Source organism: Brevibacterium sp. FME37 (assembly GCF_014897485.1).
Taxonomy (GTDB): Bacteria; Actinomycetota; Actinomycetes; order Actinomycetales; family Brevibacteriaceae; genus Brevibacterium.
Window position 1 is genome coordinate 45167 of sequence record NZ_JABUYE010000009.1, and the last position, 21320, is coordinate 66486.

Below are 21320 nucleotides of genomic sequence, written 5' to 3' on the forward strand. Positions count from 1 at the left end.
GCGCACAATAGTGTCTATGACAAGCAATGGTAGCGGCGTCGGAGTCATCGACAAGGCCGCAATGGTTCTCTCCGCCCTTGAGGCCGGACCCGCATCACTGGCCGAGCTGGTCTCATTGACTGGACTCGCCCGACCCACTGCCCACCGACTCGCCGTTGCGCTCGAATTCCATCGCATCGTCGGTCGTGATCTCCAGGGTCGCTTCGTCCTCGGTCCACGTCTGGCCGAACTCTCTTCTGCTGCCGGCGAGGACCGCCTGCTTGCCGCGGCCGGACCCGTCCTTGGCCAGCTGCGCGACCAGACCGGCGAGTCCGCTCAGCTCTTCCGCCGCCAGGGCGACCTGCGCCTGTGCGTGGCCGCCGCCGAACGTCCCGTGGGTCTGCGCGACTCGGTGCCGATCGGCGCCACACTGAGCATGCGCGCCGGCTCTGCCGCTCAGGTCCTCCTGGCCTGGGAAGAGCCCGACCGTCTGCACACGGGCCTGCGCGGTGCCCGCTTCTCTGCAACCATGCTCTCCGGTGTCCGTCGCCGAGGCTGGGCCCAGTCCATCGCAGAACGCGAGCGGGGCGTCGCCTCCGTCTCAGCCCCAGTCCGCGGGCCCAGCAACCGCGTCGTGGCCGCGGTGTCGATCTCCGGACCCGTGGATCGCCTGACACGTCAGCCCGGACGCCTGCACGCGAAGTCCATCATCGACGCGGCCCGGACCCTGAGCGAAGCCCTCATCAGGGGCTGAGGACGCCGCCATGATCGCCGCCCAGAGACGCAACGTGATCATCGAGACGATCGAACGAGATGGTGCGGTCTCCATCTCCGCCCTCTCGGACCTGCTGAGCACCTCAGCGGTGACCATTCGGCGTGATCTCGATCAGCTCGCCGATGAAGGACGCCTGACTCGCACCCATGGAGGTGCGGTCCTCTTCTCCAGTGCGCGCGAGTCCACGTATGCGGAGAAGCTCGAACAGGCGCTGGCAGAGAAGACCGCAATAGCCCGTGCCGCAGCGAAGCATGTGCGCAACGGCGACGTTGTGGCACTGGGCCCCGGCACCACCACCGAGCTGCTAGCCGAGGAGCTCAAAGAACGCTCCGGCATCCGCATCGTGACCAACTCCCTCCTCGTCGCCGAGGCGATGGTCTCCTCCCCCGACATCGAAGTCATCGTCGTCGGCGGAATCCTGCGACATTCGATCCGCGCCTTCGTGGGCGGCGGAACTGTCTCGCAGCTCCTCGGGCTGAGGGCCGACACCGTCTTCCTCTCAGGCAATGGCCTGGCCGCGGACTTCGGTCTCTCCACACCTGCTTTTCCTGTGGCCGACACCGACCGGGCCATGGCGGCCGGGGCTGGGAAGGTGGTCGCGCTCGTCGACCACACGAAGGTGGGTCTGCGATCCTCAGTGCTCACGGTTCCGACTGAGGAGATCGACCAGTTGATCACGGACTCCGGCAGCGACGGCTCCGAGCTGGATGCGCTGCGCACCGCCGGCGTCGATGTCGAGGTCACGACCACCTCGGCGAGCTGACCGAGGACCTGCGCCGGGCGAGCCGGAGCATCTCGACCTCTCGATCTGATGACGATCCGGTGTCACTTCTTGATTGTTTTGTTGTGATTCTGATAACTTCTGATCAATCGCGGCGATGGCGCCGTGCTGGACAGAAGAGGTACATATGAAAACCGCACCATCGCGTTCAGTCATCCAGGCCACTGCATTCCGAGTGTCCGCAGTCGCGGCAGCAGGGGCCCTCCTGCTGTCCGGCTGCACGAACGAAGGGTCGACGTCCGAGCCGACGAGCAGCGGCGAGGCCGCACAGGCAGCCGACAGCGCAGGTTCTTCGGGCCCCACCTGCACTATGGACGACTACGGAGTCGACAAAATCGACCTCAATGGGGCCAAGATCGGCTTCTCCCAGTCCGAACCGGACTCTGCGAGCTTCAGAGCTGCAGAGACGAAGTCGCTCAAAGACGCAGCCAAAGAGGCGGGATCAGATCTCGTCGTCACCAATGCCAACAATGAACTGCCCAAGCAGATCAGCGACATCGAGAATCTGCTCAGCCAGGACATCAAGGCACTGGTCATCGCCCCGGTCAACTCCGACGGTCTGGACTCTGCCCTCAAGGCGGCCAAAGAGAAGAAGGTTCCTGTGGTCACCATCGACCGCAAGGTGACCAACAAATCCTGCGATAACTACCTCACGTTCATCGGCTCGGACTTCGTCAAACAGGGCGAGCGCGCCGCTGATGCCCTTGCGAAGGCCACAGACGAAAAGGCCAAGGTCGCGGTTCTGCTCGGACCCTCGGGCAACAACGTCACCGATGGTCGCCAGAAGGGCTTCAAGGACCAGGTCAAGGCCGAGTATCCCGACATCGAGATCGTCGCGGAGCAGACGGCCAATGCCTCACGGTCGGAGGGCCAGGAAGTCACGGCTCAGCTGCTCCAGTCTGACCCCGACATCGACGCCGTCTACGCTTTCAACGACGAAGAGGGCCTGGGCGCGATGGCTGCGATCCAGGAAGCGGGCAAGACACCGGGTGACGAGGTCAAGATCGTGTCCATCGACGGCACGAAGAATGCGGTAGAGGCCATCGTCGACGGCAAATACAACGCGGTCATCGAATCCAACCCTCGGTTCGGTCCGCTGGTGTTCGACACCCTCACGAAGTTCTACGACGGTGAGAAGATCCCTGAGGACATCATCATCAAGGACGGCGAATACACCCCCGACAATGCGCAGCAGCAGGTCGGACAGGCATTCTGACGTGGCGGAGCCCGGATCTCTCTCGGCCGAGGCTCAGCCGGTACCGGCAGCCCAGCCTGTGCTGTCTGCGCGTGGACTGAACAAGTCCTTCTCCGGTGTGCATGTGCTGCGCGATGTCGACTTCGTGCTCGGCCCCGGGACCATCCACACGATTGTGGGTGAGAACGGGGCTGGGAAGTCGACCCTGATCAAATCGCTGACCGGGGTCTATCAGGCGGATTCCGGCAGCATCGAGCTTGCCGGGACCCCGGTGTGGTTCAATCATCCGTCTCAGGCTCAGGACGCGGGGATCTCGACCGTTTACCAGGAGGTCAACCTCGTCCCGCTGCTCACGGTCGCGCGCAACATCTTCCTCGGCCGTGAGCCTCGCACACGCCTGGGACTCATCGACCTCAAAGCGCTGAACTCGCGTGCCGCCGAGGTGGTGTCCGGCCTGGGCATCGACGTCGACGTGACCGCCGAGCTGGGTGCGCTGGGGTTGGGAGTCCAGCAGATGATCGCGCTGGCGCGGGCCGTGACTACTGAGGCGAAGGTTATCATCATGGACGAGCCGACCTCCTCACTCGAACGGCGCGAGGTCGACGTCCTCTTCGGAGTCGCACGTCGGCTCCGGGATCAGGGTGCCGGGATCGTCTTCGTCTCCCACCGTCTCGACGAGCTGTGGGAGATCTGCGACGAGGTCACGATCCTCCGCGATGGTGAGGTCGTCCACACCGGAGCGATGGCTGACCTTGATCGCCGATCCCTCATCTCGGCCATGCTAGGCCGCGACATCGCCGAGCACGGAGTGACATCGTTTGCTGAGGATTCTCCCTCCTCTGCAGACGACTCCCCCACCGCCGAGGTGGTGCTCGAGGCGATCGGGCTCAATGCTCCGGGACGTCTGCACGACGTGGATGTCGAGGTTAGGGCCGGCGAGATCATCGGCCTGGCCGGACTACTGGGGTCAGGGCGCAGCGAAACCGTCAAGGCGATCTACGGCGCCCTCGACACGAGCGCCGGTTCGATCGCCGTCAAAGGTGCATCCATTCGACGACAATCAGTGCCTGCGGCGCTGAAGGCAGGCATCGCCCTGCTCTCCGAAGACCGCAAATCCGAAGGCATCGTGCCCGAGCTCTCCGTCCGCGACAACATCGTCCTCGGCATCCTGCCCCGGGTGTCCACCGCCGGGGTGCTCTCGCGGCAGACGATCGACGAACTCGTCGACACCTACATCGACCGTCTGGGAATCAAGGTGGCTTCGCCCAGGCAGCTCGTTTCGGAGCTCTCGGGAGGCAACCAGCAGAAGGTCCTCATCGCCAGATGGCTGGCCACCCAACCGTCGGTATTCCTCCTCGACGAGCCCACCCGCGGTATAGATGTCGGAGCCAAGCAGGAGGTCCAGGCACTCATCGACGAACTCGCCGATCGAGGGATGGCCGTCGTCCTCATCTCCTCGGAGACCGAGGAACTCGTGGCCGGATCCGAATCCGTCATCGTGCTGCGTGACGGTGAGATCAGCGAGATACTTACCGGCGATGAGGTCGACAACACGCGACTCCTGCAGTCCCTGGTCTCGGGAGGTCAGGAATGATGAGTGCCGCAGCCACCACCTCGGCGCCGTTGAAGCGCTCGACCTCGGTGCGCACGTGGATCGCCGCCTACGGTGTCTATCTCGCTCTTGCCCTGCTCGTCGTCGTCAACGTCATCATCACCCCGCACTTCCTCACCGTGTCCAACCTGCGCCTGCAGCTGATCCAGACCGCGCCGGTACTCATCGTCGCCCTGGGGATGGCGATGGTCATCGGCACGAAGGGCATCGATCTCTCCGTCGGCAGCGTCATGGCCCTGTCGGCCGCGGTCATGCCGCTCTACATCGGGTATGGGACGATGCCGGCGATCATCGTCGGCATCGTCGCCGGTGGGCTCAGTGGATTGATGATCGGCCTCCTCGTCTCCCATTTCGGGCTCCAACCGATCGTCGCCACCCTCGCCGTCCTCATCGGCGGACGGGGTTTGGCCAATGTCATCGGCGGTGAGATCAAGAATCTCTCCGATCCCGGCCTCGCGGTCCTGGGCACCGGCTCCTTGTTGGGCGTGCCCTATTCGGTGCTCAGCGCGATCGTGTTCGTCATCGTGGTCGGCTTCCTCATGCGCCGGACCTCGTTCGGGGTCATGATCGAGGCGATCGGCGGCAACAAACGTGCAGCTGAGCTCGCCGGCATTCGGATCAAGTCGGTACTCGTCACCGTCTATGTCCTCTCCGGCCTGCTCGCGGCCTTCGCCGGGATTCTCGTCGCCGCCCGGTCACAGGCCAGCGACCCGCGCACCTTAGGTCTGCTCATGGAGCTCTCCGCCATCGCAGCCGTGGTCATCGGCGGAACGTCGCTGAACGGCGGCCGCGTCAGAGTCCTCGGCACCGTCGGAGGCGCACTGCTCATGCAGCTCATCGTCTCCACCTTGGTCTCCCACAATGTTGCGGACTCAATCTCGCAGATGGTCCAGGCCGTCGTGATCGTCGTCGCGGTCGCACTCCAAGTCGGAAGGAGGAGAACATGACGAACCAGGATCCCGTCGATGTGGTCTCGGCCAACCAGACCAATCGCTCACGCATCGAGATGCTGGCCAGACTCACCCAGCGCAACGGCGCCCTGGCCATTCTGCTCGGACTCGTGGTGATCACGTCAATCGCGTTTCCGTCATTCGCCTCGGCGGGGAATCTGTCTCAGATCGCCCTGCAGTCCGCGTTCCTCGCCCCCCTGGCCCTGGGGCTGACCTTCGTCATCTTCACCGGCGGAATCGATCTGTCCGTCGGATCGGTCTTCGCCCTCGGCGGCGTGCTTGCGGCTTGGGCCTCGCAGTACGGGTTCCTGGCCGCGGTGCTCCTCCCTCTCATCGTGTGCACACTCATCGGGCTCATCCAAGGGGCCATCATCGCCGGGACGTCGATCCCGGCGTTCATCGTCACCCTGGCCGGGCTGCTGTTCGCCCGGGGGCTGCTGCTGGCGCTGACCCAGGAGGGCTCTGAAACGTACAAGGTGCCCGCCGAGGCGGCGTTCCTCCAGCTCAGCCGCGGCTCGTTTCTGGGATTGGGCTATCCGGTCTGGATCGTCGTGGTCCTCTTCGCCATCGGCGTCCTCGTCCTGCATCGGACCTCTTACGGCTCCACCCTGCTGGCGATCGGAGGTCAGCCGGATGCCGCTCGGCTGATGGGTCTACCCGTGCTGCGCTCGACACTCATCGTCTATGCGGTCAGCGGCACGATGGCGGGTCTGGCCGGCGCTTTGACGGCCTCCTACACGGCCTCCGGTGTCACGACTCTGGGAGTGGGCCTTGAGCTCACCGCCATCGCCGCGGTGGTCTTGGGTGGGACCCTGCTCACCGGCGGTGCCGGCACGGTCGTGGGTTCGCTGGTGGGCGTCACGCTGCTGCAGGTAGTCGCCAATCTCATCAACCGCCTCGGGCTGACGAATTCGAACTGGCAGGCCATCGTCAACGGCGCCGTCCTCCTCGTCGTCGCGGTCGCACAGGTCCTCCTCTCCCGGGTCCAGGCGAAGGAGCGTGAGCGCAGACGCGGAGGTGAGACCGACGGAGCCGACGGCGAAGGTACTGGCGTAGGCGAAGTCGTGGGCGCCTCCGACACGCCGAGTTCGGAGGGAGAATCCCCGCTCACAGGCGAGCGATCATAATCAATCAAAACTTTTCATGTTCGATCACTGGAGATCAGCCGATCTGTCCTCTAGAGTATCCGCTTGAGGTGGCTTTGATCACAAGGAGCCATTCACCGAAGACGTTGGAGGACCTGTGGAAGACATCCGTCTGGACGCCCAGTGGATCGACTATGTGCTGATAGCGATCTATTTCATATTCGTTCTCGGTATCGGCTGGTTCGCCAAGCGCGGTATTTCCTCGAGCATCGAATTCCTGCTCTCAGGAAGAAGCCTGCCGGCGTGGGTGACGGCATTGGCCTTCGTCTCAGCCAACCTCGGCGCCGTGGAGATCATGGGCATGTCGGCGACGGGCGCCCAGTACGGAATGCCGACGATGCACTATTTCTGGATCGGCGCCGTCCCGGCGATGCTCTTCCTCGGCGTCGTCATGATGCCCTTCTACTACGGTTCGAAGGTTCGGTCCGTTCCCGAATTCATGCGCAGGCGTTTCGGCACCGGAGCCCACCTGGTCAACGCGCTGTCCTTCGCCGTCGCTCAGATCCTCATCGCTGGCGTCAATCTCTTCCTGCTCGGCACCATCGTCAATCGCCTTCTCGGGTGGCCTCTGTGGATCGCCCTTGTCGTCGCCGCAGCCATCGTCCTGTCCTACATCACGCTCGGTGGGCTGACGGCAGCGATCTACAACGAGGTGCTCCAGTTCTTCGTCATCGTCGCGGCTCTGCTGCCGCTGACGATCATCGGCCTCAACCGTGTGGGAGGCTGGGATGGACTCGTGGCGAAGATCAGCAACGACGGCATGCTCGGCGCAGAGCAGCTGAGCAGCTGGCCGGGTGAACAGCTCTCCGGATTCTCCAACCCTGTGCTCTCGGTGGTCGGAATCGTCTTCGGCCTGGGCTTCGTGCTCTCCTTCGGCTACTGGACGACGAACTTCGTCGAGGTCCAGCGGGCCATGGCTTCGAAGAGCATCAACGCCGCACGACTGACCCCGATCCTCGGCGCCTTCCCGAAGATGTTCATCCCGTTCATCGTCATCATCCCCGGAATGATCGCCGCAGTGCTCGTGACGCAGCTGACCAAGTTCAAGCAGATCGCGAGCAGCGTCGACGAGGTGACCGCTCAGGCCCAAACCGGCGTGACCTATAACGATGCGCTCCTGCTGCTCATGCGCGAGGTTCTGCCCAATGGGCTCCTCGGCGTGGCAATCGCCGGCCTGCTCGCCGCGTTCATGGCGGGAATGGCCGCCAACATCTCCGCGTTCAACACTGTCTTCAGCTACGACCTGTGGCAGCAGTACGTCGTCAAGGACCGAGACGACGATTACTACCTCAAGGTCGGCCGCTATGCCACAGTCGGTGCCTGCATCGTTGCGATCTTCACGGCTCTCATCGCCGGGAACTTCTCCAACCTCATGGACTACCTGCAGACCTTGTTCGGTTTCTTCAATGCGCCGCTGTTCGCCACGTTCATCCTCGGCATGTTCTGGAAGCGCATGAGCGCGACCGCCGGTTGGGTCGGCTTGGTCGGCGGTACCCTCTCGGCCGTCGCCGTCTTTATCCTCAGTGAGACCGGAGTATTCGACCTGCCAGGTCAGGGCGCAGCATTCCTCGCCGCCAGCACGGCCTTCGTTGTCGACATCGTACTCTCCGTGATCGTCACCTACAGGACCGCGCCGAAGCCCGCGCATGAACTTCGAGGACTCGTCTATTCGGAGACGCCGAAGACCGACTTCGAGGACTTGAACGAGCCGAAGCCCCCGATCTGGAAACGTCCGGTGCCAGTCGCAGGGCTTGCACTGGTCATCGTCATCATCCTCAACATCACCTTCGGCTAAAGGAACAAGTGAGACTAGTGAGCAATTCGAACGAACTGACTAAGACCGCTGGTGCATTCGACATCCGCAACTTCATCGGCGTGCTGCTGGGAATCTTCGGGGTCATCCTCACGATCCTCGGCATCGTCGGCTTCACCCCAGACGAAGCGGAACGGACAGGCGGAATCGACGCGAACCTCTGGACGGGAATCGGCCTGGTTCTCACCGCAGTGCTGTTTCTCGTCTGGGCCAAGCTGCGCCCGATTCGCATCATCGACACAGACTCGGCTGAGGACACGGCCGGGACCGGCGACACGGTCGCCTAGTTTGGCCGTGGAGCCTGGGCTGCGGTGCCCAACGTCGCTGTGGTGTGACCGTGGAGCCTAGATTGGCTGCGGTGCCTCAAGAAAGCGGCAAGTAGGCACCGGCCGCATCAGTCGATTCTGCCGGCGCCTTTTCCGGCGCTGACGGTGAAGACATCGGGTGCGCGATATCCGTGTTCGGCGAACGCAGACATGACGGTCTCACCTATCTGGTCGGCGCCTGCAACGTCGACGAGAGCGATCGCAGATCCACCGAAGCCGCCACCGATCATTCGCGCCCCGATCGCACCGGCCGACATGGCCGCCGCAACGGCGACATCGAGTTCGGTACACGAGACCTCATAGTCATGGGCGAGCGAGTTGTGGGAGGCAAGCAGGAGTTCGCCGATTCCGCGGATGCTGCGGCCTTCTCCCCCGTGCCCTTCTAAGAGTTCAACGGTGTCGAGAACCCGGGCGTTCTCACTGAAGACGTGCCGTAATCGCCGCCGCTGCTCCTCGGTGAGCGGAGCGAGGTCGACCGCCTCGTCGAGCTCACGCAGACTCGCGGCACCGAGGATCGCTGCGGCTTCCTCACACGTACGCCGGCGGTCGCCGTAGCCGCTTTCGCTGTGCGAGTGGGACACCCGGGTATCGATGACAAGCAGCCGCAGCTCTTCGGCGTCGAGATCAAAGGGGATCTGTCGAGTTCGCAGGTCCCTGCAGTCGAGGAAGAGCGCATGTCCTGCCTCGGTCATCACGGAGGCAGCCTGGTCGACGATTCCGGTGGGAGCGCCGACGAAGTCGTTCTCTGCACGCTGGGTGAGCAGCACCTTCTCCCGGTCATCGAGGCCGAGACCGTAGACGTCGTCGAGGGCAATGAGGACCGCCACCTCGAGCGCATGAGAGGAGGACAGCCCGGCCCCTACCGGGACTGTCGATTCGATGTAGAGGTCGATGCCGCCAACTGTCGTGCCCGTCGTTTTGGCGATCTCATCGACGACTCCCGCCGGATGACTGAGCCACCCACGCAGAGTTCCGGGAACGAGCTCCTCGGCGGCGAACTGGTCCGTGAGTCGCTCGCCTCGCTCATCCCGATGATCGGAGACGATCCGGACGCTCTCTTCGCACCGAGGCGGTGTCGCGCTACCAGCATCGTGGCTGCTGTAGTGCGTCTGAGATCGCCGTCCGATGGCCACGTATACGGCTCTGTCAATGGCGATAGGCAGGACGAACCCGTTGTTGTAGTCGGTGTGTTCACCGATGAGATTGACGCGTCCGGGAGCACGAAAGCAGCCGAGCGGCGAATAGCCGAAGAGTGCTTCGAACTCGCTGCGCAAGTGTGTTTCCGTCGGAGCCGTGGCCGTGCTCATCGGCGACCGTCCTCGTCTGCAGGAGTCGCGGTACGTTGCCGCTGGTCAGGTATCGCTGCACGCAGCCGCGCCGCAGTCTCTTCGGCGGAGACGTCGCCGACGAAGGCCCCCATAGCCGCTTCGGACCCGGCGAGGAACTTCAACTTGTTCTCTGCCCGCCTGGGGCTGGTGATCTCCAGATGCATCCACTCTGCGCCGCGATCCTCACAGTTGACCGGTGCCTGGTGCCACGCTGCGATATAAGGAGTGGGCGTCGGATAGAGTCCGTCGATCCTTCCCAGCACCTCGGGATAGATGCGAGCGAGGTCGTCGCGTTCGGCCTCGTCGAGTTCGTCGATGCTCAGCACCTGCCGATGCGGAACGATGTGGACTTCGACCGGCCATCGAGCCGCGTAGGGCACGAAGGCAGAGAAGTATGCGGATTCGAGAACCATCCGCTCACCCGAGCAGCGTTCGAAGGCGAGGATGTCGCCCATCAGCGGCCGGCCAGTCTCGCGGTGATGCTGCACCGCTCGGGCCGAGGTGAGAACGGTGTGCGGAGTGACAAACGGATAAGCATAGATCTGACCGTGGGGGTGATTCATCGTCACGCCGATCTCCTCACCGCGATTCTCGAACACGAAGACCTGCTCGATTCCCTCTTGGGTGGAAAGCTCGCTCGTCCGGTTCGCCCAGGCGTCGATGACCGTGCGTGCACGGGCCGGGTCAAGGTCGGCGAACGATCCGTTGTGCTCGGAAGAGAAAACGACGACTTCACAGCGACCATAGGCTGGAGCGGTCAATGCGGACGCTGAAGCCGCCCCGGGTTCGGAGGCTGCGTCGGCTCCTGACGCCGCCTCGGCGAAATCCTGACTCGGATCGGCACTCACCGCACCAAGTTCAGGTCCCAGCGAAGGGAACCGATTCTCGAAGACCACGACTTCGTAGTCGGCGGCGGGGATCTCGGTAGGTCGTCCGGGCGAGGATGGGCAGAGCGGGCATTCTGCGGCGACGGGGAGATGCGTTCGCGACTGGCGATGCGTGGCAACAGCCACCCATTGGCCTGTGAGCAGGTCGAAGCGCAGCTGTCCGCCTGTGGGACGAGGCTCGGCGGGGCGGTGATCCTCGACAATCGGCGCCGACAGCGAATCGGCGTCCTGGAAGAACAGGATCTCTCTGCCGTCGGCGAGCTCGTCCCTACGGATCCGTGTGCTCAACGGACGCCCACGGACTCAACGACTCGACGGCGGGATTGAGAAAAGCAGCTCAGACCCATCAGACCTCCCAAAAGTGATCATTTTCGATCATAATGCTAACACTCGCCCGGGGGAGATCCCAGATCTCGCGTAGAATTCCGGTGCAGAGGAACTTTTGTCCACCTAACACGAAGGAGTCGCATGGCCGCCTTCATCGAACTCGCTCTCGGCGAGGACTCCGCGGTCATCTCCCGAACCGGGGCAGCACTCCTCGAATACACCGTCGGCGATCGTCCCGTGGTCCTCGGCATGAACGCCTTCGACGGGGCCGTGCTCGCCCCCTGGCCCAATCGCATCGCCGATGGCCGCTACGATTTCAGGGGACGCAGTCACCAGCTGCCGATCACAGAACCCTCCCGCCGAACCGCGCTCCACGGACTGGTGGCGAACACGGTCTGGGACGTGGCGGACCGTGACGAGACTTCGGTGGCTCTGAGAACCACGATCGAGCCCAGTCCCGGCTACCCCTTCGAGCTCACCCTGACTGTGACGTATACGCTTCGCGAGGACGCGGTCGCAATCGTCGCTCATGCCAGCAATTCAGGAACGCAGTCCGCACCGTTCGCCTTCGGGTTCCATCCTTGGATCCACCCCGGTGCCGCCACGGTCGACGAGGCTCAGCTGCTCACTCCGGCACAGACCTGGTTCACTGTCGATGACCGACTCATCCCGATCGAGGAACGGCCCTTCAACTCCGGGACGTTCAACTCGGGGTCGTTCATCCCCACCGACCATGAACCCGATGAGGCCTCGTGCATCGTCTGCAAGGACTTCCGGGCGTTGCGTGTCATCCGGGACAGCGTCCTCGACGATGCGTTCGGTGCACCGCGCCGCGCAGCCGACGGATGGTCATATGCGCGACTCAGAGGAGCCGATGACCGAACCGTCGTCGTCGGCATGGATGAGAGCTTTCGAGCCTGGCAGGTCTGCACCGGCGACGAACTCGACCCGGTGCTGCGCCGCAGCGCCATTGCCATCGAACCCATGACCTGTCCGCCCAATGCCTTTGCCGCTGGAGTCGACCACGATGTCATCGAACCACAGGGTGAGCTCCGAGTGGAATGGAACATCAGCCTGCGTTAAGAGTTCTGAGCGCAAAGTGATCTTGCCCTGATAAGTTGCATCTATCGACTTCAACCCGTGCGAAGGAAGATTATGTCAACACCACAGAACCCGTACTCCGGTTCGGATGCAGAGAACAATCAGAACATCCCGAGCGATCAGACCCGCCCGGACACCGGCCAGGCCAGCCCGGAATTCAGTCAGCCGCAGGATCCAGCTGCTGGTGAACACCCTGTCGACGAACCGTCCGTCGGCGAACCAACCGTCAGCGAACCAACCATCGGCGAACCAGCCGTCGACGGACAGTCCGATGCCACACAGTCACATGCTGGCACTGCCCAGTATGGCCAAGGCTCGCAGTTCAGTCAGGCCGGTCAATACGGCGGCCAGCAGAATCAGTTCGATCAGCAGAACCAGTTCGGTCAGCCGGACCAGTTCGGTCAAGGGGGCCAGTACAGCCCTCCGGAGCAATACGGTCAGGGCAGTCAAGGGGGTCAGTACAATCCGCAGGCTCAGTACGGCCAGTATGGGCAGCCACCCCAGCAGGACCAGTATTATCAGGGCGCTGACTACGCAGCGCACAACCAGACCAATTACGCCGGTTCACAGCATGCTCCAGCGGGTGGTTTTCCACCGCCGGCAGCACAGCACAATGCCGGCGGCAACAGCGGCTTCTTCAAGTCGCTCTTCGACTTCCGCTTCGATAGCTTCATTGCCGTTCGCTGGGCGGGATTCATCTACATCATCGCCATCGTTGTGGCTGCGCTGTCCTGGCTGGCGTCCATCATCGGTGGACTCATCACCGGCGCAGCAGCAGGAGCCGCCACCAGCTATATGAGCAGCGGGCCGAGCTTCAGCCCGTGGCCACTGCTTCTGGCCATCATCTTCGGCTGGGTCGTTCCGGCGCTGTGGGTGATCTTCGTCCGTCTGGCCCTCGAACTCATCGTGGCCAACGTAAAGACTGCAGAGAACACGAAGAAGATCGCGGACTCCATCGGACGCTGAACAGCTTCGGTATTCGCTCTGAGTCTCAGGGATCGGCTTTGAAGTCGAGCTCTGAGACCCAGAGCGAGCTGCAGGTTATTACCCGGGTTATAACCCGGAATGTATGTACGGAAAACGGCCGTGAATTAGAGCGAGCCCCACACCGATTCCTCGATGCGGGACTCAACCGTACCCCCGAGCAGGTTCGAACTGCCGTTTCCGCCTTGAGAGGGCAGCGTCCTAGGCCACTAGACGACGGGGGCCAATAAACAGCTCAGAGTCATACTCCTAAGCTGTTCGCTGGGGTACCAGGACTTGAACCTAGACTAAATGTACCAGAAACACTCGTGCTGCCAATTACACCATACCCCAATGTTATTCAGGCTCATTCCCTAAGGAATTTCCCTGAGCAACGAGATACAACTCTACACAAATCCCCCGCCAAGCTCCAAATCCGTGAAGCCCTTTTTCGGTGTGACCTTCTTAACATTGACTCCTGCGCGAACGATTTGACGCATGCGCTTCAGGATTTGTTCCCGCACGACCAGGTTCATTTCCTGCAGGACCAGGCTCAGTCCCGGGCCAGGGAGATGAGACGGTCAAGCACCCGGTATCCGTCGGCGCGCAGGCCGTTGTGCTCGTACTCATTCGTCACCCACGGCTTCACACCAGCAAGGAGGTCCGCCGTCGCCAGCGAGTAGTCCACAGGGACGTAGGCGTCCTCAAAGTACACCGCTGCCGCACCACGCACGCGTGAGGCCTGCAGTGCGTCAACGTCGTAGAGCCGGGGCCAATCGTGGCGTGCCACGAACTGTGCCACCTCGGCGAAGGGTGCAAGCTCCGGATCCTCGTTCAGTGACTCGGGTCCGGCATGCTCCCCCGCCAACAGGGTCGGATCGGCCTTGACGTCGGCAGGCATTGCCCGCCGAGCCGCCCAGTCGGTGATGCCGCCGTCGGCCCAGCAGGATTCGTGAACTACCGCGTAGAGCGGGTTTCGTCCCGAGAACGGCAGTGCAGCAGCCAGATCATGCCGGAAGGCCGCCGAGGCAGGGTCCTGGTCCAGCAGATAGTGCAGTTTCTCGGGCCCGTCGGAGGCTCCGAGGAAGTGCCCGAGGAGACGGATGCGTTCCGTCGTCGCCCGTGCCCCACCGGGCAGTGCGATACCGCCCTCCGCCTCGGCGAGATCGATGAGACGGGCCAGCTTCTCACGGTCACGGGGAAACGCCTGGTAGAACTGCTCCGACTTCCGCTTCATGCCCTCCCACGTGGTGGCGTACACGGCGGCGGGATCCATTCCGATCGCGGGCAGTCCCCCGGTGAAGTAGACCTCGTTGAGCGACCCCGAGTGCGCCGAAACATACCGCAGTGCGGTGAAGCCGCCGAACGACTGTCCTAGCAGCGACCAGGATTCGACACCCAGCCCCTGGCGCAGGATCTCAGCGTCCGCAACGATCGAGTCGGCACGGTAGTGACTCAGCGCCGCTGCAATATCGGCGGCGTCTTCGCCGACTCCCTCGAGGCCGGTGATGCGTCCGTCAACGGAACCGATGGGACTCGATTTCCCGGTGCCCCGCTGGTCGAGCATGACGACCTGGAACTCTTCGAGTGCACGAGCTAGCCAAGTGGACTGGCCAACGGGTGTGGTGGGTCGGGGCGCTTCGACACCCGGCCCGCCCTGGAGGAACACGAGGTAGGGCTTGGTGCTGTCGGCCTCTGTCGCGGTGATTCGAGCGAAGACCTCGATGGTCCCCGGTGTCGCTGCGGACAGCCCCGCTCCACCACCGAAGTGGTCGAACGGGGCTTCGAAGGTCACATCGCGCAGATGCAGTCCCCGACGCGTCCAAGTCTGCTGGTTGAGCATCGTCACAGCTGGGCTGCAAGAGCCCGCAGACGGGTCAGCGACGAGTCTTTGCCGAGGATCTCCATCGACTCAAACAGTGGTGGGGAGACCTTGCGGCCGGACACGGCCACGCGCAGTGGACCGAAGGCCAGTCGAGGCTTGATCTCCATCTCGGTGACCAGTTTGGCCTCCAGCGTTTCGTGCAGCGTGTCCGTCGTCCAGTCTTCGACTCCTTCGAGAACCTCCATCGAAGCGGCGAGCACCTCGGGGGCCGAATCCTTCAGGGTCTTCAGCCCGTCCTCAGCCATGGTCAGTTCGGCATCGGGGGTGAACAGGAACGCCAACAGGTCGGGAGCCTCGCCGAGGAGGTTCATCCTCGTCTGCACGAGCGGAGCCGCCTGGTCAAGGATCTCCAGCTGAGCCTCCGATGGCTTCTCCGGGAGCACCTCGCCGGCCTGGAGATAGGGCACCAGACGGTCACGGAAGTCGCTGACATCGAGGAGCCGGATGTGGTCGGCGTTGATCGATGTCGCCTTCTTCACATCGAAGCGGGCGGGGTTGGGCAGGACATCATGGATGTCGAAGGCATCGACGAACTCCTTCACGCTGAACACGTCTTCGTCGGGTCCGATCGACCAGCCGAGCAGAGCCAGGTAGTTGATGATGCCTTCGGGGATGAAGCCGTTGTCGCGGTGGAGGAACAGGTTGGATTCCGGATCACGCTTGGACAGCTTCTTGTTGCCATCTCCCATCACGTAGGGCAGGTGACCGAACTCGGGAGTCGCTGCTGCGACTCCGATGTCCTTGAGCGCCTCGTAGAGCACAACCTGACGCGGGGTCGAGGACAGCAGATCCTCGCCACGCAGCACATGGGTGATGCCCATGAGAGCATCGTCGACGGGGTTGACCAGGGTGTAGAGCGGCTGCCCGTTGGCACGGACGACGACGTAGTCGGGGATGGTGCCGGCGCGGAAGGTGATCTCTCCGCGGACCAGGTCGGTGAACTTAACGTCATCGGCGGGCATGCGCACACGCCAGACGGGTTCGCGTCCCTCGGCCTTGAAACCAGCAATCTGCTCGGCGGTGAGGTCACGGTCATAGCCGTCGTAGCCGAGTTTGGGGTCACGACCCGCGGCCTTGTGCCTGGCCTCTACCTCTTCGTTGGTCGAATAGGACTCGTAGATGTGTCCGGCGGCCTTGAGCTTCTCGATCACGCCCGCGTAGATGTCGCCGCGCTGGGACTGGCGGTAGGGTCCGTCGGGTCCGCCCACGTCGATGCCTTCGTCCCATTCGAGGCCGAGCCACTTCATGGCCTCGAGGACCTGGCCGAAGCTCTCCTCGGTGTCACGGGCGGCGTCGGTGTCCTCGATGCGGAACACGAATTTTCCGCCGGTGTGCTTTGCATACGCCCAGTTGAACAGGGCGGTGCGGACCATGCCGACGTGCGGGGTGCCGGTGGGTGATGGGCAGAAACGAACTTTGACGCTCACTATGATCCTTCGGTCTCTTGGCTGCGAGTCTTGAGTGCTGCGAGTTGTGTAGCGGTGTGACGTGGCGGTGTGACGCGGTGCTGGTCGTGCGCGGTGCTGGTCTCAGGCGTCCATGACCATATTGGTGAGGACTCCGAGTCCGTCGATGGCGATGTCGACCCGGTTGCCGGACACGATCTGGCCCACGCCGGCGGGAGTGCCGGTGAGGATGACGTCACCGGGCAGCAGTGTGATGGTCTCCGACAGGTGCTCGATGAGGGTCGGGATGTCGAAGATGAAGTCTGCGGTGTTGCCGTCCTGCTTCAGCTCCCCATCGACCCATGAGCGGATGCCGAGATTGTCGACGTCGAGTTCCGTTTCGATCCAGGGACCCAACGGGCAGGAGGTGTCGAAGCCCTTCGCCCGTGACCACTGATTGTCAGACTTCTGAATGTCGCGCATGGTCACGTCGTTGCCGCTGGTGTAGCCGAGGACATGGTCGAAGGCGTTCTCGGCCTTCACACCCTTGGCGACGCGGCCGATGATGACGGCCAGTTCGGCCTCATAGGATACATATTCGCTGATGGCGGGAAGACGGATCGGATCGCCGGGCCCGATCACCGAGGTGTTGGGCTTGAAGAAGGTCAGCGGGCTGACGGGCACCTCATTGCCGAGCTCGGCGGCGTGGTCGGCGAAGTTGCGTCCGACGCCGATGACCTTCGACCGCGGCAGGATCGGGCTGACGAGACGAACGTCGTCGAATTTCAGCCTTTCGCCCGTTGACTGGGCCGGAGCGAAGAACGGGTCCTGGTCGAGAACGGCGAGGCTGAGGCCGGACGTGTCCCACGTGCCGTCCTCAATCTGCGGCACGTCGCCTTCGACGACTCCGTATTTGGGTTCATCCTGGTGCACAAATCTGGCAATACGCATGTGCCCCAGTCTAGTCAGTCGGCTGGGCCGCTGACACACGGGCTTTCTGCGCTCGGGCTGAGACACTTGAGGCATGCCCGATTCTCGTCCGTTCGATCTGCAGACCATTGCCGTGGGACTGCCCGCCGCCGCGCTCATCGACCAGCTGGCGAACACCCTCGTCGGCAGGTTTCCGCGCCTCGTCGTCGAGGCCCCGCCCGGAACCGGCAAGACCACCCTGGTGCCGCCGCTCATTGCCGAACATCTGGCCGGACGCCTGGCCGAACACCTGACCGGGACCGTGTCTGGGAACCGAGATGAGTCGCAGTTCGGACATTCTGCTGATTCTCCGCCCGCCCAGGGGCGAATCATCGTCACCCAGCCGCGGCGCATGGCGGCTCGGGCAGCGGCCAGGCGGCTGGCGACGCTGACCCGGACCCGCCTCGGCGAGGACATCGGCTTCACAGTCCGCGGCGAATCACGGACCTCGGCGCGCACGAGGATCGAGTTCATGACCACGGGAGTGCTGCTGAACCGGCTGCTGCGTGATCCCGAGCTGGCAGGTGTCTCAGCGGTCATCCTCGATGAGGTCCACGAACGGCAGCTCGACACCGATCTGACCTTCGCCCTGTGCCGCGAACTCATCGATCTGCGTGAGGACCTCGGCCTCGTCGTGATGTCGGCAACCCTTGACGCCCAGATGTGGGCGCGCCGCTTGGGCTCCGGAGACGGTGCCGACGGAGTCTCTACTGATGGTGGCGACGAACCTGCCGCACTGCTCTCGGTTGCTGCGAAAATCCACTCCCTCGACGTCAGGTGGGCCCCGGCGAAGCAACGACCCTTAGATGCACGCGGGGTGACCTGGGACTTCCTCGATCACGTGGCCCGCACGAGCATCGAAGCATTGTCGACGCACACGGACGGGGACGTGCTCGTCTTCGCTCCCGGCGCCCGTGAAGTCGAGGAGATCGCCGCCCGAATTACTCGATCCCTTCCTGCTGGTTCCGGGACCGAGGTTCACACCCTGCTCGGACGCACTCCGGCCAAGGACCAGGACGCAATTCTGCGACCTCATCCCGCCGAGGTTGGTCAGCGTCGCGTGATCGTGTCGACCTCGGTCGCGGAGTCGGCCCTGACGGTTCCCGGGGTGAGCATCGTCATCGACTCGGGACTGGCCAGGGGTCCACGGTTGGACACTCGCCGTGGCATGTCGGGCCTGGTCACGACCCGTGAGTCGAAGGCCTCTGGGACACAGCGTGCCGGTCGTGCCTCGCGGCTGGGCCCGGGCACGGCCTATCGGTGCCTCTCCGAATCGGATTGGGCGAGCCTGCCCGAGCATACGCCTGCGGAGATTGCGACCTCAGATCTCACCTCGGCGGTCCTGACCGTCGCCGTGTGGGGTGGTAACACTGCGCTGCTGCCGGAGCCGATGCCCGAGGGCCCACACCGCCTGGCCGTCGAGAATCTCGTGGCGTTGGGCGCGCTCGAGCTCACCGAGTCCGAGGACGGGACGAGTGCTGAGGAAGGGTCATACGAGACTGCCTCAACGACCGTGACCGAGCTGGGGCGGGCCATCGCCCGGATTCCAGCCTCAGTGTGGTCGGCTCGCGGTCTCTTCGATGGAGCCGCCATGCTGTCACCTGGGGCTGCGGCCGAGGCGATCGCCGTCATCGAGTCCGAGCAGCGTGCCCCGGGCGCCGATCTCGTGGCCACCCTGCGCGAGCTGCGGAGAAGCAAGGACCGTCGTTTCACCCAAGATGTGAAACGCTTCGCCGGACTGGCCGCGGAATTCTCAGGCCCTCAGAGCTCCACCACACATGATTCACTCGCCGCCGAACCCACAAGCCAGGGTGAGGATCGAGGCACGGGGCGAGGTGCGGGTCGGGGTGGTTCCCTGCGCCCCGATGACCTGGGGCTCGTGGTTGCACTCGCCCACCCCCTCCAGATCGCACGGCTGCGCAGTTCCTCAGCGTCGGAATACCTGCTGGCCTCGGGAACCGCCGCGTCCCTGCCCCGGAACTCGTCTTTGCAGGGCAGTCCCTGGTTGGCGATCTCCGATGTCGGCCTCTCGGGTGGGCGCGCTGTGATCAGGGCCGCTGCTGTCATCGATGAGGACACCGCTGAACTTGCAGGTGCCGGGCTGCTGGCGACAGAGGAGACGGCGACCTTCGAGCAGGGGAAGGTGCGTGCGGTGCGCCGGACCCGCCTCGGCGGCATCGAACTCACTGCCACACCGATCAAGGCGAGTACAGATCTGGCCCGTTTCGCGATCGCACGGTCGGTGCGTGAGCGTGGCGCTCGGGAGATTCTGCGACCCAGCGAAGCGTTCGAGGAGCTGCGTTCCCGGCTGGGGCTGCTGCACGCCGTCTATGGTGCCCCGTGGCCGGATGTGCGCTGGTCACGGCTGTCGCAGACGCTGACCGAGTGGTGCCCGGCCGCTCTGGACCGGATCGCACGTGGGGCGGATCCGAGCAGGGTCGATCTGGTCTCTGCGCTGCGAACGCTTCTGCCCTGGCCGCAGGCAGCACGCCTCGAGGAGCTGGTGCCGGTGAGTATCGAGGTGCCCAGCGGTTCACGCATTCGCCTCGACTACCCCGATCCCGACCTCATGGATTCGGATTCCGAGTCCGAACCGGGGCCCGTTCTCGCCGTCAAACTCCAGGAGTGCTTCGGATGGCAGAGGGCACCGAGCGTATGTGAAGGCCGGGCCCCTGTGGTCATCCACCTCCTGTCCCCCGCTCGCCGACCGCTTGCGGTCACCAGCGACCTCGCTTCCTTCTGGGCCAATGCGTACTCCCACGTCAGAGCCGAGAACCGCGGCCGGTATCCGAAGCATTCCTGGCCCGAGGATCCGCTCACGGCTCCCCCGGTGCGCGGGACCAAGCAGTCTGGGACAATGAAGCGGTGACGTCTACCGCCTCCCTGACTGCCGACAGCACCGACTCTCTCAGTGCTGCTTGTGCTGCTGCCGGTGCTGCGATGAGCGCACCCAGGTGGCGGGCGCTGCGAGATGACCACGCTACGAAGATCGCGGAGCGCACCGATGCTCACATTGCCCGCCGTCTCAAGGGCGAGAAGCACCCGGTAGAAGATTTCCTGTTCACCTACTATCCGTTCAAAGCGGGTCAGTTGGCCAAGTGGAATCCTGGCCCCGGCGTGCAGCTCGAATTGGCTGATGAAGCAGACCAGACCTATTTCGACCGGCGCTGGTACACGAGAAGTCACGCCGGCACCATCGCCGAGGTGGATGTCGAGTCCTGGTTGGACGACCGTGGCGATGGGGCGAAGTTCATCGCCTCACTGCTGCAATCGACCCTGCGCCGGGAAGCGAACTTCGGGTGCTTCGGCATCCACGAATGGGCGATGGTCTACAAGCTCACCGAGGAGCAGCGTCGCCACCAGCAGGTGCCTCTGCGCTTGAGTCATGCGGCCACCGACGCCGTCGTCGAAAGCCACCGGATCCAGTGCTCGCACCACGACGCGTTCCGCTTCTTCACCGAACCCGCTCGGCCCCGCAACACGCTTCAGCCCACACGCGAGTCCATGGTCGCCAATGAACAGCCGGGCTGTCTGCACGCGGGAATGGACCTGTACAAGTGGGCGATGAAGATCGGACCTATCGCACCCTCTGACCTCGTCGTCGACTGCTTTGACCTGACATTGGACATCCGCACCCTCGACATGGAGGCCTCCCCCTACGATCTGCGTGACTGGGGCTACGGTGTCGTCGCCATCGAAACCGCCGCGGGCAAGGCAGAATACATGGACCGCCAACGAGTCTTCTCCGCACGGGCACAGGCTCTGCGGCAGAGGCTGCTCGATGCTCTGGCCTACGTCGGAGTTCACGCCAAGTAGGGCTCATCCGAACGGCGGACCATGTTCGCACTGGGACCATGTTCGTGCTGGGACCATCCGAGTGCACACAGTGCGGACCAGGC

General features: G+C 63.7%; 17 protein-coding genes and 2 tRNA genes. 12 read left to right on the plus strand and 7 right to left on the minus strand.

The genetic code is table 11. The annotated features are described in order from the left end of the window. Positions 1 to 16: 16 nt before the first annotated feature. From INT29_RS11890 to INT29_RS11925, 8 genes are all read left to right on the plus strand, one after another. Positions 17 to 733 (plus strand): IclR family transcriptional regulator, encoded by a 717-nt coding sequence (locus INT29_RS11890; protein ID WP_101571322.1) that lies wholly within the window; start codon positions 17 to 19, stop codon positions 731 to 733. Positions 734 to 743: 10 nt separating this feature from the next. After that, positions 744 to 1517 (plus strand): DeoR/GlpR family DNA-binding transcription regulator, encoded by a 774-nt coding sequence (locus INT29_RS11895; RefSeq protein WP_193071748.1) that lies wholly within the window; start codon positions 744 to 746, stop codon positions 1515 to 1517. A gap of 145 nt (positions 1518 to 1662) precedes the next feature. Continuing rightward, on the plus strand, positions 1663 to 2751 hold the full coding sequence (locus INT29_RS11900; RefSeq protein ID WP_193071749.1) for an ABC transporter substrate-binding protein: 1089 nt from the start codon (positions 1663 to 1665) through the stop codon (positions 2749 to 2751). Beyond that, positions 2720 to 4324 carry a sugar ABC transporter ATP-binding protein gene (locus INT29_RS11905; protein WP_193071750.1) on the plus strand — a complete coding sequence of 535 codons (1605 nt, stop codon included), beginning with the start codon at positions 2720 to 2722 and terminating at the stop codon, positions 4322 to 4324. Before INT29_RS11900 ends, INT29_RS11905 begins: the two co-directional genes overlap by 32 nt. Beyond that, positions 4321 to 5289: an ABC transporter permease gene (locus INT29_RS11910; protein ID WP_193071751.1), complete on the plus strand. Its 969-nt coding sequence runs from the start codon at positions 4321 to 4323 to the stop codon at positions 5287 to 5289. The genes INT29_RS11905 and INT29_RS11910 overlap by 4 nt, the downstream gene beginning before the upstream one ends. Then, positions 5286 to 6419 (plus strand): ABC transporter permease, encoded by a 1134-nt coding sequence (locus INT29_RS11915; protein WP_193071752.1) that lies wholly within the window; start codon positions 5286 to 5288, stop codon positions 6417 to 6419. The genes INT29_RS11910 and INT29_RS11915 overlap by 4 nt, the downstream gene beginning before the upstream one ends. Positions 6420 to 6534: 115 nt before the next feature. Then, positions 6535 to 8232: a sodium:solute symporter family protein gene (locus tag INT29_RS11920; protein ID WP_101571327.1), complete on the plus strand. Its 1698-nt coding sequence runs from the start codon at positions 6535 to 6537 to the stop codon at positions 8230 to 8232. 17 nt (positions 8233 to 8249) lie between these two features. Continuing rightward, complete coding sequence (locus INT29_RS11925; protein ID WP_193071753.1) at positions 8250 to 8537, plus strand: hypothetical protein; 288 nt, start codon at positions 8250 to 8252, stop codon at positions 8535 to 8537. A gap of 107 nt (positions 8538 to 8644) precedes the next feature. Here the strand turns inward: INT29_RS11925 and galK are convergent, their stop codons facing one another. Both galK and galT read right to left on the minus strand, forming a co-directional pair. Next, positions 8645 to 9883 (minus strand): galactokinase, encoded by a 1239-nt coding sequence (gene galK, locus INT29_RS11930; protein ID WP_193071754.1) that lies wholly within the window; start codon positions 9881 to 9883, stop codon positions 8645 to 8647. After that, positions 9880 to 11079, minus strand: a complete 1200-nt coding sequence (gene galT, locus INT29_RS11935) for a galactose-1-phosphate uridylyltransferase (RefSeq protein WP_193071755.1) — start codon at positions 11077 to 11079, stop codon at positions 9880 to 9882. Before galT ends, galK begins: the two co-directional genes overlap by 4 nt. 180 nt (positions 11080 to 11259) lie before the next feature. Here galT and INT29_RS11940 point away from each other — a divergent pair, with 180 nt between their 5' ends. Together INT29_RS11940 and INT29_RS11945 are read left to right on the plus strand one after the other, a co-directional pair. Beyond that, entirely contained in the window at positions 11260 to 12201 is a 942-nt protein-coding gene (locus INT29_RS11940; protein WP_193071756.1) for an aldose 1-epimerase family protein, read from the plus strand. 72 nt (positions 12202 to 12273) lie between these two features. Then, positions 12274 to 13185, plus strand: coding sequence for a DUF4282 domain-containing protein (locus tag INT29_RS11945; protein ID WP_193071757.1), 912 nt, complete (start codon positions 12274 to 12276; stop codon positions 13183 to 13185). Between the two features lie 169 nt (positions 13186 to 13354). Here the strand turns inward: INT29_RS11945 and INT29_RS11950 are convergent. From INT29_RS11950 to INT29_RS11970, 5 genes are all read right to left on the minus strand, one after another. Continuing rightward, positions 13355 to 13427, minus strand: a tRNA-Glu gene (locus INT29_RS11950). Between the two features lie 37 nt (positions 13428 to 13464). Then, a tRNA-Gln gene (locus INT29_RS11955) sits at positions 13465 to 13536 on the minus strand. A gap of 199 nt (positions 13537 to 13735) precedes the next feature. Then, complete coding sequence (locus INT29_RS11960) at positions 13736 to 15025, minus strand: alpha/beta fold hydrolase (protein ID WP_193071803.1); 1290 nt, start codon at positions 15023 to 15025, stop codon at positions 13736 to 13738. A gap of 2 nt (positions 15026 to 15027) precedes the next feature. Next, entirely contained in the window at positions 15028 to 16440 is a 1413-nt protein-coding gene (gene gltX, locus INT29_RS11965) for a glutamate--tRNA ligase (RefSeq protein WP_226841927.1), read from the minus strand. 156 nt (positions 16441 to 16596) lie between these two features. Continuing rightward, entirely contained in the window at positions 16597 to 17403 is an 807-nt protein-coding gene (locus tag INT29_RS11970) for a fumarylacetoacetate hydrolase family protein (protein WP_101574276.1), read from the minus strand. A 73-nt stretch (positions 17404 to 17476) separates the two neighbouring features. Between INT29_RS11970 and INT29_RS11975 the strand changes: the two genes are divergently transcribed. Then, on the plus strand, positions 17477 to 20290 hold the full coding sequence (locus INT29_RS11975) for an ATP-dependent RNA helicase (RefSeq protein ID WP_193071759.1): 2814 nt from the start codon (positions 17477 to 17479) through the stop codon (positions 20288 to 20290). Then, complete coding sequence (locus INT29_RS11980) at positions 20287 to 21237, plus strand: 3-methyladenine DNA glycosylase (RefSeq protein WP_319020892.1); 951 nt, start codon at positions 20287 to 20289, stop codon at positions 21235 to 21237. The genes INT29_RS11975 and INT29_RS11980 overlap by 4 nt, the downstream gene beginning before the upstream one ends. Positions 21238 to 21320 lie beyond the last annotated feature (83 nt).

Excerpts from the sequence above, each read along its gene's own strand:
- INT29_RS11890 (WP_101571322.1), top strand. The coding sequence starts at position 17 with ATGACAAGCAATGGTAGCGGCGTCGGAGTCATCGACAAGGCCGCAATG.
- INT29_RS11895 (WP_193071748.1), top strand. The coding sequence starts at position 744 with ATGATCGCCGCCCAGAGACGCAACGTGATCATCGAGACGATCGAACGA.
- INT29_RS11900 (WP_193071749.1), top strand. The coding sequence starts at position 1,663 with ATGAAAACCGCACCATCGCGTTCAGTCATCCAGGCCACTGCATTCCGA.
- INT29_RS11905 (WP_193071750.1), top strand. The coding sequence starts at position 2,720 with ATGCGCAGCAGCAGGTCGGACAGGCATTCTGACGTGGCGGAGCCCGGA.
- INT29_RS11910 (WP_193071751.1), top strand. The coding sequence starts at position 4,321 with ATGATGAGTGCCGCAGCCACCACCTCGGCGCCGTTGAAGCGCTCGACC.
- INT29_RS11915 (WP_193071752.1), top strand. The coding sequence starts at position 5,286 with ATGACGAACCAGGATCCCGTCGATGTGGTCTCGGCCAACCAGACCAAT.
- galK (WP_193071754.1), bottom strand. The coding sequence starts at position 9,883 with ATGAGCACGGCCACGGCTCCGACGGAAACACACTTGCGCAGCGAGTTC.
- INT29_RS11940 (WP_193071756.1), top strand. The coding sequence starts at position 11,260 with ATGGCCGCCTTCATCGAACTCGCTCTCGGCGAGGACTCCGCGGTCATC.
- INT29_RS11945 (WP_193071757.1), top strand. The coding sequence starts at position 12,274 with ATGTCAACACCACAGAACCCGTACTCCGGTTCGGATGCAGAGAACAAT.
- INT29_RS11960 (WP_193071803.1), bottom strand. The coding sequence starts at position 15,025 with ATGCTCAACCAGCAGACTTGGACGCGTCGGGGACTGCATCTGCGCGAT.
- gltX (WP_226841927.1), bottom strand. The coding sequence starts at position 16,440 with ATGGTCCGCACCGCCCTGTTCAACTGGGCGTATGCAAAGCACACCGGC.
- INT29_RS11970 (WP_101574276.1), bottom strand. The coding sequence starts at position 17,403 with ATGCGTATTGCCAGATTTGTGCACCAGGATGAACCCAAATACGGAGTC.
- INT29_RS11975 (WP_193071759.1), top strand. The coding sequence starts at position 17,477 with ATGCCCGATTCTCGTCCGTTCGATCTGCAGACCATTGCCGTGGGACTG.